Origin of the sequence: Psychrobacter proteolyticus, assembly GCF_039762275.1 — a bacterium.
Classification (GTDB): Bacteria; Pseudomonadota; Gammaproteobacteria; order Pseudomonadales; family Moraxellaceae; genus Psychrobacter; species Psychrobacter proteolyticus_C.
The window spans coordinates 26,196-40,675 of the sequence record NZ_JBDLOB010000008.1 but is presented as its reverse complement, the minus strand read 5'-3'; the positions used below and the strand labels follow the sequence as shown (position 1 = coordinate 40,675).

Here is a 14,480-nt window from a genome sequence, read left to right as displayed (position 1 = left end):
GTAGGATAAAACATGTCAGCACTTATGCAAAATGACTCTTATGCTGTCGGTCAATTGACACCTAGCATTGTACTGTATGAGCCTAGCTTTGAAGGTTGGCTGAGTGCGGTGTTTTATGTCTATGCCAATCGTCTACAAAACGATGTGGCGCTAAAGCTAACGGCGCAAGATTGCTATGTACCCTCACTTATCGCTCAGGCGACTAGCGTGGCAACTGATGAGGATAAAGCCGAGCGCGTGTTGGTTAAATTAAATACCCTAATGGGACGCTCAGGCATGCGAAATATCTTGTGGGGATTTTTATCAGAGAAGGACGATATCGGTACGACATTGTTCCGCGTGGTCAAATATGCCATCGACTACCCTAGCCGTCAGATCATGCAGGATTTGGGTAATTTGGACGTGCTTGAACTAGTGCAGACGGTCAAATCAGTTGGCCGTGAGAAACATCGCATGGAGGCTTTTGTACGTTTTGAGCATACGACTGATGATATTTATTTTGCACGTGTAGAGCCTGATTTTAACGTATTACCACTGATCGGAGAGCATTTTCGACAGCGCTATCAGGATCAACACTGGGCGATCTATGATCTAACGCGAGGCTATGGCATCTATTATGATAAAAGTAGTAGCACGCCATCACGTCCAGCGAAGCTGCAAACCATCACTGATCTTGATGATGCGGTACTACGCAATCCTGCCAGCATCCATAGTCCTGATGAGCAGCGTTATCAGAAATTTTGGCAAGGCTACTTTAGCAACGTCAATATCAAAGAGCGCAAAAACCCTAAGCTGCATAAGCAATATCTCCCTCAGCGCTACTGGAAATACTTGAGTGAAAAACAAGTACTGCCCAATGCTGAGCATTTACAGAAACGACGCTAATGTCTTTTGGTATTTATTAATCCACGTCTTACGCTTATATATTCTAAAAACCACCTATCTGATCTCATCTTTTTATCTTGATGGTTGAGTTTTAATCACTTTTAACTGACAATAGCAAATTGATATTACTAACCGGTGACCAACGCTATTATGAAAGTTATGCGCTTACTGTCGTCTCTAAAGCATGATGAATCCGAGCGCGGCATTTTTCATCTTGGGCGAGCATTGGTCAAAAATGAGCATACCTCTATTATTGTCTCGAGTGCCGATGAAAACAATGACTTGGTTAGACGTCTCAAGCGCGATGGCAATATTTACCATCAGCTACATGTGAATAAAAAGTCTTGGCTATCGCTATTGCAAGTCTCTGCACTACGGCATTTGATAGAAAAGTACGAACCTGATGTCATTCACGTACATTCGCGTACCCCTGCATGGATATTGCATTTGGCACTGCGCCGCGCGCGCGTCAGACGTTTTCCCAAACTGGTCTCGACCATGTATGGTTTCTATCCTATTAATAAATACTCTCAAGCCCTACTCAATGTTGATACGATAATTACCGTATCTGATAGTGTCACTCAATACTTAAAAAAAGGACTGCGCATCGAAGACGTAGATCCTAAAGTCATCACGCGTATCTATCGTGGTATCGACACTCGGCGCTACCCTTATCGTCATAATCCTTCGGTCTATTGGTTACGTCATACCTTTGCTGAATACCCTGAGCTTGAGCACAAAAAATGGCTCGTATTCCCAACCGTCATCGGCAATGAGTACGGGCAAGAGTGGCTGATAGATATCTTGGGTAACCTGCAAGAGCAATTCCCAAATATTCATGTCATTATTATGGATGAAGACTATAAAGACGGCGATGTCGCTCATGAGGATTTTCGCCAACGTACCAACAGCTTAGGCTTAGCTGAACGCATTACCTATGTGGGTAGCAAGCGTAATGATATGCGGGAATGGCTATCGGCGGCCAATATTGTCATGGCACTTGCCAATGAGCCCGAGTCAATCGGTATTAACGCTCTACAAGCTATACATCTAGGTACGCCAGTCATTGGTTGGGATCAAGCAGCCTTTAGCGAGATTTTACAACCGCTCTACCCGCAAGGATTGGTAAAGAAGTACAATGCCAATGCGCTTTGTAAAGCAGTTAGAAACCAGCTAGAAAGTGTGACGCGTCCTGAAATGACCAACAAGTTCACCATGCGTGAGATGATTGAAAAGACGCTTGAAGTGTATCAAAGCTTACATGATGCGGCGCTTGCAGAAGAACAAGCCGAAGCAGATGCTATCGCAGTTCGACGCATCAAACGCAGTCTCAAAAAAGCGGCGAAGCCTGCCTTAAATGTCGCCGTAAAAAATATCGAACCTGTTGCTAAGAATCCAAAAATAAAGCTGACTAAAGAAAAATCGAAGGCAACGGATAATGTCGATACGATAGAAACAGCAGAAGACAATCAACAGCTGTAAATACTTTCCAGTCGGGCGATGTCTGTATCGCCTCATATGCCAACTTTTTGATTTGTAATGACGCGGTCATCGTACCGCAATATGATGATATAAATGATGCACTCGCCATCGAGCAGCTTGAAAAAGTCTTTCCTCAGCATCAGGTAGTGGGAGTACGAACAAGAGAGATTGTTTTTGGTGGCGGTAATATTCACTGTATTACGCAGCAGCAACCAAAATTATCGGTTAAAGGCAATAATTAAAAGCATTAATCAAAAGCTTTAATTAAAAGCACCCGCATAAAAATATAGACCCAAATGGATTTTGAACCCAATAATATTTTAAAATAAAGGACATAATATGAGCGATTATCAAGTTAATAACCCAGCCACTGGCGAAATAGAAGCCACTTACCCTACCGCCACTGAACAAGATATCCAACACGTCATTAAGCAAGCCGACACTGCTTATCAAGATTGGCGTAAAGTGCCATTAAATGAGCGCAGTGCACTACTGCATAAAATCGCTGATATCTATCTTGAGCGCCAAGACGAGCTATCACGTATCGTTGCAAATGAGATGGGCAAACCTGTTGCCCAAGCAAAAGGCGAGATCGGTCTGGTTGCTGATATCTACCGCTACTATGCAGACAACGCTGAGCAGCTACTAGCGCCAAGCACTATTGATGTAGACTCAGGGTCAGCGTCGGTAGAAAAGCACCCTGTAGGCGCGCTACTAGGTATCATGCCGTGGAACTATCCACATTACCAAGTAGCCCGTTTTGTCGCGCCAAACTTTATGGCGGGTAATACAATTATTCTAAAACACGCACCGCAGTGTCCAAACACCGCAGAAGTTATCGTCGATATCTTCAAAGATGCAGGCGTACCTGAGGGCGTTTATAACAATATTTTTGCGACCAATGAGCAATCAGCGACCATTATCAATGACACACGCGTACAAGGTGTCTCGCTAACGGGTTCTGAACGCGCTGGACAAGCGGTGGCAAAAGAAGCTGGCGGCGCACTCAAAAAAGTCGTTTTAGAATTGGGCGGTTCAGATGCCTTTATCGTCGCAGCCGATGCCGATATCGAGCAAGCGATACAAGGCGCTATCTCTGGTCGTTTTGGTAATACTGGACAAGCCTGTAATGCAGCCAAGCGTTTGATCGTCATTGAATCAATCTATGATAAATTCGTCGAAGGCTTTACCAATGCGGTCAGTAACATGACTTTGGCCGACCCGCTTAAAGAAGATACGTTTATTGGCCCAATGTCATCAAAAGCTGCTGCGGTCAACTTGCAAGCGCAGTTAGATAGCGCTATCCAAGCAGGTGCAACGGTATTGGTAGAAGGCGGCATGGACAAAGACAAGCCTGGCGCTTGGTTTAAGCCTGCGGTACTGACAGATGTGACTGAATCCATGGATGTATATCGTGAAGAGCTGTTTGGTCCTGTAGCAGTCGTCTATAAAGCAAACGATATCGACCATGCTATCAAGATTGCCAACGACGTGCCTTTCGGTCTGGGTGCGTCTATTCAAACGCAAGATGCGGCACTGGCTGCTGAAATCGCTGACAAATTAGAAGTGGGTATGGTCACTATCAATGCGCCTTCTGGCTCTGAGGCCAATACACCATTTGGCGGTGTTAAACGTTCAGGCTTTGGCCGTGAGCTTGGCACCCTTGGCATCACCGAGTTCTTAAATTATAAGCTGATCCGTGATAAGTCTTAATAGATTAAAACCTTAGTGAAATAAAAAAAGCCTAACGTTTGACGTTAGGCTTTTTTATTAACGATAAGTAAGTCTACTTTTTATATGGATTTTCTTATTTTTAGTTGACGATATCGAACATCAAAGTCTTGGTTAATCTCATTGATCATACTCATTTCACGAAATCTAGAGTTTAGACGTAGTTATTTTTCTATGCATGTTTAAGAGTATTATGATTGCACGTATTTCAGAACGTCAAAAAAGGCCTCATATCAAGTATTAGGTCTTTTCGTTGGAATATTTTTATTCATTATTTTTACGTTAAATTGTCTCTACATAGTTAGATGATGCGATGTCGAGTACACTGCCAAAAACTAGAAAAATGTCGTTCTGTTTATTGAGCATACTATCGGGCAGTAGCAGCACCTCAATCCATTGCCTGACACTCGAAACCCACAGCTTTCTCAATGAGACGCTAATACTATTATTTTTCTAAAGCAAAAAAGGCGTCATTGACTAAGTGGTCCTCGTGATTAAAACGAACATATATCCCTTCACTGTCCCTTGTTGCATACCAATACTCATCATTTGCACTAATATTTATTTGGAAAAACTTATTGCTTATAATATTACCGACAGTGTAGACCGAGCCTTCTACAAAAAAATCGTTGCCACAGATACATTTTAGTTTATCTCCACTTCTGATCATATAGCTAACCTTCACGACAACGATAATAGTAAACAAGAGTGAGCTATTTTACTTTTTTATTGTTAAATGTCAATATGCGAATATTATGCTAGTTGATTATTTAACAAAAATAATTAAGACTCTCATCTAATCAAGAAAGGATAGAAAACGACTTTAAGTAAATTATTACTGTCCTAAATGTGTAAACTCATTTTTGAACAGAACAAAAACAACAAAAAAAGCCTAACGTTTGACGTTAGGCTTTTTTATGCAAAGGTAATTAAAGTAAGTCTACTTTTTATATGGATTTTCTTTTAACCATTGTTGATTAACAATTTTGAGCTCATGCAGCTCATGATCCATAATCTCTTTACTCTTACCAGGATTCTTCATCGATGCATAGCCATACATTGCGCCGCCAAGAACCGTCCAACCAAGGAATATCCACCACTCGATAGGAACAAGAGCTGATGGCATACCCGGTAGATAAAGCGCCAACATACCGAGACTTAAGATAATAGTGATGATGCCAACCAACTTACCTGCTGGTATTCTAAATGGTCGTACCATATCAGGCTCACGGTAGCGTAACACTAGGAATGACAGAGCCACACAAGTATAAGCAATAACGATACCGAACCCACCTGCATCTACAATCCATACCAACATTTTACGGCCAAACAATGGCGCAAGTGTTGCGAGACCGCCGATCAATAAGATCGCATTAACGGGCGTATTGTATTTCGGATGCAGTTTGCATAGAAACTGCGGCAACATGTGCGTTTTGCCCATAGCATATAGCAGACGACTACCACCGATAAGAAACGCGTTCCAGCTCGATAAAATACCTAGCACGCCGCCAATAACCAGTAACGTACCTGCCCATTTACCATTCCAAGCATTGGTCATCGCATCAGCGGTCGCCAATGTTGAGTCTTGCGCTTGTAATAGTGGTAATGTTTTACCCACACTCCAAGCGACTGCTACATACCAAAGTACCGCAATAATAATAGAGACAATCAAAAATTTGCCGATATTTGGACGGGTAAGATTGATCTCTTCTGCAGCTTGCGGAATAACATCGAACCCAACGAATAAGAACGGTACCATCACCATCACAGTCATGATGCCACCCATACCACCGATAAAGTTAGGCGCTTGTACGGTATTAGAGGTCTCAGGACTAAACATCAACGCCCCAACGAACAGTAATATACCTACACAGAAAATACCCACGACTGCCAGCTTTTGAAACCAAGCACTCACTTCCATACCGCGTATATTTAGCCATGTGACAATGATTGAACCAAGCATCCCCACAGCGACCCACGTGGCATATACATCCCAGCCAGCGATGTTCCAAAGATACCCTTGGCTGTAATTAGGAATGACATATTCAACAACGGTCGGTAATGCCACCGCTTCAAAAGCAACGACGGAAAAATAACCAAACAAAATACTCCATGAGCAAATAAAGGAGACATTGACTCCTAACGCTCGATGGGTATAAGTATGCTCACCGCCAGTAATTGGCATGGAGGCTGCAAGTTCAGCATACGTCACACCAATCAATACGACTACTAGACCGCCTATCAAAAAGGCGCTAATTGCGCCCCATATACCTGCTGAGATGATCCAACTACCTGCCAGTACAACCCAGCCCCAACCAACCATTGCACCGAATGCCAGCGCAATAATATCAAAAACACCTAATGTTTTCTTTAATTCAGACATAACCTACTCCTTGTCTGTGTGTCATCCGTGTAGACCTTTCACAGTTACACTAATTTTGTTTAGTGGGATAGCACCCATTATATTTACTGTGTATGCCGTTTGGTCTTTTGTACTATTTGTCTATTATCCAAATAATATAAATAAAAAAACGGCGTCTTGACTTGCAAGGCGCCGTTCAAAAGCTCACTCAAAATGAGTGCCATGATGGCAGCCTTGCCGTTATCTTAAATACAACCTTTTAACCAAAATCATTGCTTGATTAAAAGTGGTCCATCGCTACAGTAAATGACACTCAATATTGATTAAACAGTTAGAATACCTTTGATAATATCAAGACCTTCTTGTAATACTTCATCTTCGACCGTCAATGGCACCATCACACGAATGGCATTGCCATACATACCACAAGACGCTAATAGCAATCCTTGCTCAAATGATTTTGCTTTTAGATTGGCGGCGGCGGCGGCATCAGGTTTGCCTTCGCTATCGATTAGCTCAAACGCTAGCATCGCGCCTTTATGACGGATATGACCAATGCTGCTTAGGTTCAAGCCTTTTAAGAATGAAGCAATGGTATCGCCAATCTCGATACTACGCTCAAGTAAGTTTTCTTCTTCGATCACTTCCATAACAGCAAGCGCCGCCACACAAGCAAGTGGGTTACCAGAGTAAGTACCGCCTAGGCCACCGACTTGCGGCGCATCCATAATGTCAGCACGCCCAATGACCGCAGAGATAGGATAGCCACCAGCCAAACTCTTCGCAGCAGTCATTAGATCAGGCTCAACGCCTAGTTGCTCAGTGGCAAACAACGTACCGGTTCTCGCGAAACCACACTGTACTTCATCAAAAATGAGCACGATGCCATGCTCATCACAGATCTCGCGCAACGCTTTAGCAAATGAAGGCGTCACCTGATGGAAACCACCCTCACCTTGGACTGGCTCAATAATCATTGCAGCGACTTCACTAGGATCGATGTCTGCTTGGAAAATCATGTCAAGGCTATGTAGTGCTTGCGCTTCTGTTACGTTCAACTCTTCTGCAGGGAACAACGCATGGAATACAGGTCCTGGCATCGGGCCAAAGTTCTTTTTGTATGGCAGTACTTTACCTGTCAGGCTCATACACATCATCGTGCGACCATGCCAGCCACCAACAAAAGAAATCACGCCTGGACGACGGGTTTTAGCACGAGCAATCTTGATGCAGTTTTCAACCGCTTCTGCACCAGTGGTCAAAAAGAATGCTTTAGTATCGCCGCTGATTGGCGCTTTTTCACACAGCTTTTCAGCCAAGTCTACATAGCATTCATAGTTGATCATTTGCGCCGCAGTGTGTGTAAATTTGTCTAGCTGCTCATGGACACGTTGAGTGATTTTTGGATGGCTATGACCCGTGTTCAATACTGAGATACCACCGACAAAGTCGATATAACGCTTGCCTTCGATGTCCCAGATTTCTGAGTTCTTTGCTTTTTCTGCAAAGATAGGAAAGGCAACCCCAAGTCCTGTTGGTAAAACAGCTTTGCGGCGCTCAAGTAATGATTGATTGGTAGTCGTCATGGGAATGTCCTTTTCTGTGTTCGTAACATAAGTGCCATCTAAAGATTGGCGGTTTATTTGATGTCTGTTTTTGTACTCAGTAGATATCAAATGGTGTTTGTTTGACCCAAAACACCACAGATATCCAAAAATTTGCGCTAGTTGATGCTTTGCTAATTGTTACTTTGCTAACCATTAAGCCAACTCATTAGGTTATGGCTATTAGGTAATATCAGAGCACCAGTATTTGGTCGTGATATAGTCTTCGATACCGTATTTTGAACCTTCACGGCCAAAGCCAGACTGCTTCACACCACCAAATGGGGCAACTTCTGTAGAAATTAAACCCGTGTTATGACCGATGATTCCGTACTCAAGACCTTCGGTAACGCGCCATGAGCGGGCATAGTCGCTACTATAGAAGTAAGCGGCCAAGCCATAGATCGTATCGTTAGCAGCACGGATAACTTCTGCTTCGTCTTTGAAAGTAAATATGGTCGCAATCGGTCCGAAGATTTCTTCAGAAGCGATGTCCATATCACTGCTAATATCTGTGATAACCGTTGGATTATAAGTCAGTTCTGAAGCGTCATTGACACTACCACCAGTGACCAGTTTTGCGCCCTTGTCTAGCGCATCTTTTAGCAAGGCTTGGACTTTATCTAAGGCTTTTTTGTTGACTAGAGGGCCAATATCTACGCCTTCTTCCAAACCGTTACCAACTTTTAGCTCAGCGACTTTTTTGACAAAGATATCTAAGAATTTATCTTTGATGCTGTCTTGAACGTATACTCGGTTGGCGCAGACACAAGTCTGACCAGCGTTACGATATTTAGAAGCGATTAAGCCGGTAGCGGCTTTTTCTAAGTCTGCATCATCAAAGACGATAAATGGTGCGTTGCCGCCTAACTCTAACGATAGCTTCTTAACAGTCGGTGCACACTGTGCCATCAACATACGACCTACTTCTGTAGATCCAGTGAATGACAGCTTATGAATACGGGCATCGCCAGTCAGGATTTTACCAATAACAGAGGACTCACCCGTTACCACTTGAATAACGCCTGCAGGAATACCTGCTTGCTCTGCCAAAGCGCCAAGTGCCAATGCTGAGAACGGTGTCTCGGTAGCAGGTTTGACGATAATCGTACAGCCTGCCGCTAGTGCAGGAGCAACTTTGCGCGTGATCATCGCAGCTGGGAAGTTCCAAGGCGTGATAGCGGCACAAACACCGACTGGCTGCTTGAGAACGACATGACGTAGCTGTGTGCTATTGGCAGGAATCACATCACCATAGACGCGTTTGCCTTCTTCGGCAAACCAACGGATAAAGCTGTTGGCATAGCCTACTTCACCACGTGATTCCGTCAGCGGCTTACCTTGCTCAGCGGTCATGATAATAGCCAAATCTTCTTTATTAGCATCAATGAGATCTGCCCATTTCTGTAATAGGTCTGCACGCTCTTTGGCTGTCTTGGCTGCCCAAGTAACTTGAGCTTCATGAGCGAAGGTGACGGCTTCATTGACATCTTCCGTCGTAAGGCTTGGTACAGTACCAATGAGCTCGCCGTTAAAAGGATTGTCCACATCGAGGGCTTCATTATCACTGGAGACATGCCAGCCGTCTGTGATAAGACAAGATTGTTTGAGTAGATCTGGATTTGATAACTGTAGCGTATGTGACATGTAAACGCTCCTTGTCATTTAGAGTGTATGTTTATAAGAGTGGATATAATGGTAACTATTAAATAATTATTGATAATTCATTATTTGTTCAATATACTGAACACTAATTCTATATACGAGACATTATTATAAGAACGATATGATGGGATTTGCAACCCTTAATCTCATTATTTTAAAAATTATCTTGTATTTTCTCATTTTCTTTTACTTTTATAGGTTACTTATGAGCTCGACTGCCGTGCCTGCGCTAGACAAAACATTTCAGATTTTGGACTTGATTACTGATAGTTCACAGCCTCTGACCGCAGCTCATATCGCTAAGGAACTGGGGCTACCTCGCAGCTCTACTCACAACATATTGCAAAGTCTATTGACCAAACATGTCATTTACAAAGACCCTGAAAGTCGCTTTCATTTGGGTTCATATTTGATGTATTGGGCAGGAAAATACGAGCAGCAGCAAGGCGTCACCCAGTTGTTTAAAGATTTGATTGTGCAGTATCCGGTGCTCCTTCAGCACACGGTTACCTTATCCAAACTGGATTTAGGAGAGGTGGTATTTTTGGCATGTCATGAGTCGCCTGCTCCGCTTGGCTTTACCTTTCGTGCAGGTGTTCGTGTGCCTGCGGTATTTTCTGCAACTGGCAAGGCTATGCTATCTACGTTATCTATGGACAACATCAAATCGTTATATAAAGATGAGTTTCCGACACCTATGACCCAGCATGGGGTCAAGAACTTTACGGATTTATCCGCTGAGCTTGCAGCGACTCAGAAAAGTAGATTGTCACTCGATGATGGACAGTTGCGCGATGGAATGTATTGCTTGGGCACTTATATTCGTAATGCATCAGGCAATGCAGTTGCTGGTATGGCAGTGAGTTTTTTGCAAGGAGAGTATGAGTCTAAACGAGCTGAGGTCAGTGCAGTATTGATTGAATTGGCGGAGCAAATTGAGCAGCATTTAGGCTTTAATCCTAACGCTGAAAGGTAGCGTTAAGATGGAATATCGGTGCAGGTCTAAAAAATATAATTCAAAAAATTCTGTTAAACAATCCCATCGGCTTTTAGCTTGGCTATCGTAGCCTTATCATAGCCCAGTTCAGCAAGTGTACTATCAGTATGTTCGCTTAACTGCGGTGGCGGCGTACGATAGCTGACTGGTGATGCGGATAACTTGATAGGGTTACCAAGTGCGCGTACTGGACTGCCTTGCTCGGTGAAATTAACGATCATATTCCTTGCTTGCGCTTGCGGCATGGCCAAGGCTTCAGCCACATTATGAATCGCGCCGCATGGAATACCTGCTTGATCTAAAACCTCTAGCCAATAGGTACGTGGCTGCTTGGCAAATTGCTTAGTCAGCTCACCGCACAGCAGTTCGCGATTGGCAACGCGTTGTGGATTGGTCGTAAAACGCTCGTCGGTATGCCAATCAACTGCTAGTACGTCACACAGTTTGGCAAACTGACTGTCGTTACCACAGGCTAAAATAAAGTGCTGCTCACCCTCGCCCGCAAATACTTGATACGGCACGATATTAGGATGCTGATTGCCCAACCTTGGCGGTATCTTATCGGATGCCAAATGATTCATACCGACATTGGCCAGCATAGCGAGCGCACTATCGAGCAATGCCACATCGACGTGTTGTCCAACACCTGTATTTTGACGCGCCAATAGTGCCGCCTGAATACCAATGGTCAGCTGCAACCCTGCAAACAAATCGACGACTGCCACGCCAATTTTGTGAGGTTCACCATCACTAGGGCCCGTGATACTCATCAGACCTGACAATCCTTGGATAATATAATCGTAACCGGGGCGCTTAGCATCGGGACCTGTCTGACCAAAACCTGTCAATGACGCGTAAATCAGCCGCGGATTGGACTGTTTTAGACTGTCATAATCCAAGCCGTATTTTTTTAGACCACCGACTTTAAAATTTTCGACCAAGATATCACTGTCAGCGATTAGCTGCTTAATAATGGTTTGCCCTGTCGGCGTAGTGATATCTACCGTCAGCGATTTTTTATTGCGGTTAATGGTAGCGTAATAAGCGGAGGTGTCATCGCTGAATGTTGGCGGTGCCCAATGACGCGTCTCATCACCGATATGCGGGCGCTCAACCTTGATGACTTCAGCACCAAGGTCAGCAAGTACTTGAGTACAAGAAGGGCCAGCCAGCACTCTCGACAAATCGAGCACCTTGATACCATACAATGCGCCCTTTGGTATATTAGCCATATCAATCATATCTGTCATGAGATTCCCTTACTCTGTCGCATATTTTTTGACTTTTGATCATAAAATTGTTCTTCATGATTTAGCTATTTAACCGCTAAATCATGAAGAACAACTGAAAAACGTACGCTACTGTTAATGCTCTTTTCGATAAAAAGCTAAGCAGTAACGTACGTTAGGGCGTGTCCTAAATCTGAATATTTAACTTAAATTCAGTTTAAAAGAACGCTTGTATGCCTGTCTGTGCGCGGCCTAGGATAAGCGCATGAATATCATGTGTACCCTCGTAAGTGTTGACGGCTTCCAAGTTCATCACGTGACGGATGATATGGAACTCATCAGAGATACCGTTACCGCCATGCATATCACGAGCGATGCGAGCGATATCGAGTGCCTTGCCGCAGTTATTACGCTTAATAAGTGAAATCATTTCAGGTGCTGCATTGTCTTCATCCATCAAACGACCGACACGTAGCGCTGCTTGTAGACCTAAGGTGATTTCTGTCTGCATATTAGCCAGCTTCAACTGCACGAGCTGCGTTGCCGCTAGCGGACGACCAAACTGCTTACGATCGAGCGTGTATTGACGGGCGGCTTTCCAGCAGAATTCAGCCGCACCCATCGAACCCCAAGCAATACCATAACGGGCTTTGTTTAAGCAGCCAAATGGTCCTTTTAGACCACGGATATCTGGGAAAGCATTGGCTTCAGGAACGAATACTTTGTCCATCACAATCTCACCCGTGACTGACGCACGTAATGAGAACTTACCTTCAATTTTCGGTGCAGATAAGCCTTTCATGCCTTTGTCTAAAACAAAACCGCGAATCTCGCCAGCATCATCTTTTGCCCACACAACAAACACGTCAGCGATAGGACTGTTGGTAATCCACATCTTATTACCAGTCAACTCATAACCGCCATCCACGGCGCGCGCACGAGTCGACATCGATGAAGGATCAGACCCCGAGTCTGGCTCCGTCAGACCGAAGCAGCCGACGTACTCACCTGTGGCAAGCTTAGGCAAATAACGCTCTCTTTGCTCTTCTGTGCCATACGCCCAAATAGGATGCATAACCAAGCTCGACTGTACGCTCATCGCTGAACGGTAGCCCGAATCAACCGCTTCCACTTCCTTGGCAATCAGACCATAAGCAACACTTGATAGGCCTGCACAACCATAACCTTCAATCGTGACACCTAGCAGGCCCATTTCACCCATTTGACGCATGATATTACGGTCAAAATTCTCGTTACGATTGGCCTCGATAATGCCAGGAATCAACTCTTTTTGAAAAAACTGACGCGCGCTGTCGGTGACCATGCGCTCTTCTTCAGTGAGCTGGTCACGTAGTAAAAAAGGATCTTCCCAATCAAAGCGTGGGCTGGTAGATGTTGCCATGTGGATCTCCTTGGTATCAGTCATCCTGACTGACGAATAGTGATTGATACATCATTTAGTCTAACAAGTCATTGACTTCATTATTCCGCTGTGCGAAACTTAGTTTCATAATTTAAATCCATTTAACCAAACTTTCGCTGCGCTGTAAACCTTTATCAAAAAAAGATGAGTATAAAATGACAAAACCCTTATCAACAGCTACTCCGCTACTCGAACGCATGCATGCAACAATGAGTCAAAACAAGGAAGAGAATGACCGACAGTTTGTGACGGCATTGGGACGGGGACTGATCATACTGGCGGCTTTTGAGCACCATGAGCGACTCACCCATCAACAGCTATGTCAAATGACCAAACTGCCAAAAGCAACCATTACTCGCCTGATCCATACGTTGACCACGCTTGGTTTTTTACGAACGAATGATTATGGTCAGTATCAATTGGGCGGTAGTGCTGTACGTCTCAGTGCGACCGCATGGAGTCGTCACGATATGGTGGCAGCAGCTGAGCCACTATTACGTCAGTTCGCTAGTGAAAATGAAGTATCGGTGAATTTGGCAACCGAAGTCGAAGGAGAAATGCGCTATCACGCCTGCTGCCGTAGTCCTGCTCGCCTATCAGTCAACTTACAGGTTGGCTCCGCCGTACCTGTGGCACGCACTGCCATTGGACGTGCTTTTTATGCGGCAAGCTCGCAAGCGAGACAAGCGGTCATCATTAGCAATCTCCAAGAGAATTTATCCATTGAAGAATATAACGATACACAAACTGCCCTAGCCAATGCGGCAGAGCATTATGAAAAATACGGCTATACCGTGTCTGATGGGGAATTTTCTACTGATATTTTGGCAGTCGCGGTTGGGGTATATGATGTCGCAACAGGACAATATGCTTATTCGCTTAATGCCAGTGTGCCAAGCGCTAACTGGAAAGCGGATGACTATGCGGAAATGATAGTGCCTAAGTTGCAGGCATTGGCGGAGCGGATTGGTGGTGGTACATAGAGCATATTAAAACGAATAAAATCAAAGTTTAGGTTAGATCAACGAAGACACGGTCTGCAACCCTGTTACCCATTGATACCGACGTAATGACGTCATGCGTGTATGATGTACGCGACAAA

General features: G+C 44.2%; 10 protein-coding genes and 1 pseudogene. 6 read left to right on the top strand and 5 right to left on the bottom strand.

All coding sequences use genetic code 11. From position 1 onward, the window contains the following. Window positions 1-12 precede the first annotated feature (12 nt). From ABFV72_RS11405 to ABFV72_RS11390, 4 genes and pseudogenes are all read left to right on the top strand, one after another. Window positions 13-885 (top strand): TIGR03915 family putative DNA repair protein, encoded by an 873-nt coding sequence (locus tag ABFV72_RS11405; protein WP_347163783.1) that lies wholly within the window; start codon window positions 13-15, stop codon window positions 883-885. Window positions 886-1,035: 150 nt separating this feature from the next. Then, entirely contained in the window at window positions 1,036-2,367 is a 1,332-nt protein-coding gene (locus tag ABFV72_RS11400; protein WP_347163781.1) for a glycosyltransferase, read from the top strand. 20 nt (window positions 2,368-2,387) lie between these two features. Further along, window positions 2,388-2,609 (top strand): annotated as a pseudogene (locus tag ABFV72_RS11395) (agmatine deiminase family protein); the annotation flags it as partial. Between the two features lie 97 nt (window positions 2,610-2,706). Next, a complete protein-coding gene (locus ABFV72_RS11390) occupies window positions 2,707-4,080 on the top strand; it encodes an NAD-dependent succinate-semialdehyde dehydrogenase (protein WP_347163779.1) in 1,374 nt (457 codons plus the stop codon). Window positions 4,081-5,038: 958 nt separating this feature from the next. On the opposite strand, the gene ABFV72_RS11385 is transcribed toward ABFV72_RS11390, so the two are convergent. From ABFV72_RS11385 to ABFV72_RS11375, 3 genes are all read right to left on the bottom strand, one after another. Continuing rightward, on the bottom strand, window positions 5,039-6,481 hold the full coding sequence (locus ABFV72_RS11385) for an APC family permease (protein WP_347163778.1): 1,443 nt from the start codon (window positions 6,479-6,481) through the stop codon (window positions 5,039-5,041). Between the two features lie 302 nt (window positions 6,482-6,783). After that, entirely contained in the window at window positions 6,784-8,046 is a 1,263-nt protein-coding gene (gabT, locus tag ABFV72_RS11380) for a 4-aminobutyrate--2-oxoglutarate transaminase (RefSeq protein WP_347163776.1), read from the bottom strand. 201 nt (window positions 8,047-8,247) lie between these two features. Next, window positions 8,248-9,711, bottom strand: coding sequence for an NAD-dependent succinate-semialdehyde dehydrogenase (locus ABFV72_RS11375; protein WP_347163775.1), 1,464 nt, complete (start codon window positions 9,709-9,711; stop codon window positions 8,248-8,250). Between the two features lie 223 nt (window positions 9,712-9,934). On the opposite strand from ABFV72_RS11375, the gene ABFV72_RS11370 reads away from it, so the two are divergent. After that, window positions 9,935-10,705 carry an IclR family transcriptional regulator gene (locus tag ABFV72_RS11370; protein WP_347163774.1) on the top strand — a complete coding sequence of 257 codons (771 nt, stop codon included), beginning with the start codon at window positions 9,935-9,937 and terminating at the stop codon, window positions 10,703-10,705. Window positions 10,706-10,758: 53 nt separating this feature from the next. Here the strand turns inward: ABFV72_RS11370 and ABFV72_RS11365 are convergent, their stop codons facing one another. Both ABFV72_RS11365 and ABFV72_RS11360 read right to left on the bottom strand, forming a co-directional pair. Next, window positions 10,759-11,967 carry a CaiB/BaiF CoA transferase family protein gene (locus ABFV72_RS11365; RefSeq protein ID WP_347163897.1) on the bottom strand — a complete coding sequence of 403 codons (1,209 nt, stop codon included), beginning with the start codon at window positions 11,965-11,967 and terminating at the stop codon, window positions 10,759-10,761. Window positions 11,968-12,172: 205 nt separating this feature from the next. Then, a complete protein-coding gene (locus ABFV72_RS11360; RefSeq protein ID WP_347163772.1) occupies window positions 12,173-13,357 on the bottom strand; it encodes an acyl-CoA dehydrogenase in 1,185 nt (394 codons plus the stop codon). Between the two features lie 176 nt (window positions 13,358-13,533). Between ABFV72_RS11360 and ABFV72_RS11355 the strand changes: the two genes are divergently transcribed. After that, on the top strand, window positions 13,534-14,361 hold the full coding sequence (locus ABFV72_RS11355) for an IclR family transcriptional regulator (RefSeq protein ID WP_347163771.1): 828 nt from the start codon (window positions 13,534-13,536) through the stop codon (window positions 14,359-14,361). Window positions 14,362-14,480 lie beyond the last annotated feature (119 nt).

Coding starts and splice junctions, on each gene's coding strand:
- gabT (WP_347163776.1), bottom strand. CDS start 8,046: ATGACGACTACCAATCAATCATTACTTGAGCGCCGCAAAGCTGTTTTA.
- ABFV72_RS11355 (WP_347163771.1), top strand. CDS start 13,534: ATGACAAAACCCTTATCAACAGCTACTCCGCTACTCGAACGCATGCAT.
- ABFV72_RS11385 (WP_347163778.1), bottom strand. CDS start 6,481: ATGTCTGAATTAAAGAAAACATTAGGTGTTTTTGATATTATTGCGCTG.
- ABFV72_RS11400 (WP_347163781.1), top strand. CDS start 1,036: ATGAAAGTTATGCGCTTACTGTCGTCTCTAAAGCATGATGAATCCGAG.
- ABFV72_RS11405 (WP_347163783.1), top strand. CDS start 13: ATGTCAGCACTTATGCAAAATGACTCTTATGCTGTCGGTCAATTGACA.
- ABFV72_RS11370 (WP_347163774.1), top strand. CDS start 9,935: ATGAGCTCGACTGCCGTGCCTGCGCTAGACAAAACATTTCAGATTTTG.
- ABFV72_RS11375 (WP_347163775.1), bottom strand. CDS start 9,711: ATGTCACATACGCTACAGTTATCAAATCCAGATCTACTCAAACAATCT.
- ABFV72_RS11390 (WP_347163779.1), top strand. CDS start 2,707: ATGAGCGATTATCAAGTTAATAACCCAGCCACTGGCGAAATAGAAGCC.
- ABFV72_RS11365 (WP_347163897.1), bottom strand. CDS start 11,967: ATGATTGATATGGCTAATATACCAAAGGGCGCATTGTATGGTATCAAG.
- ABFV72_RS11360 (WP_347163772.1), bottom strand. CDS start 13,357: ATGGCAACATCTACCAGCCCACGCTTTGATTGGGAAGATCCTTTTTTA.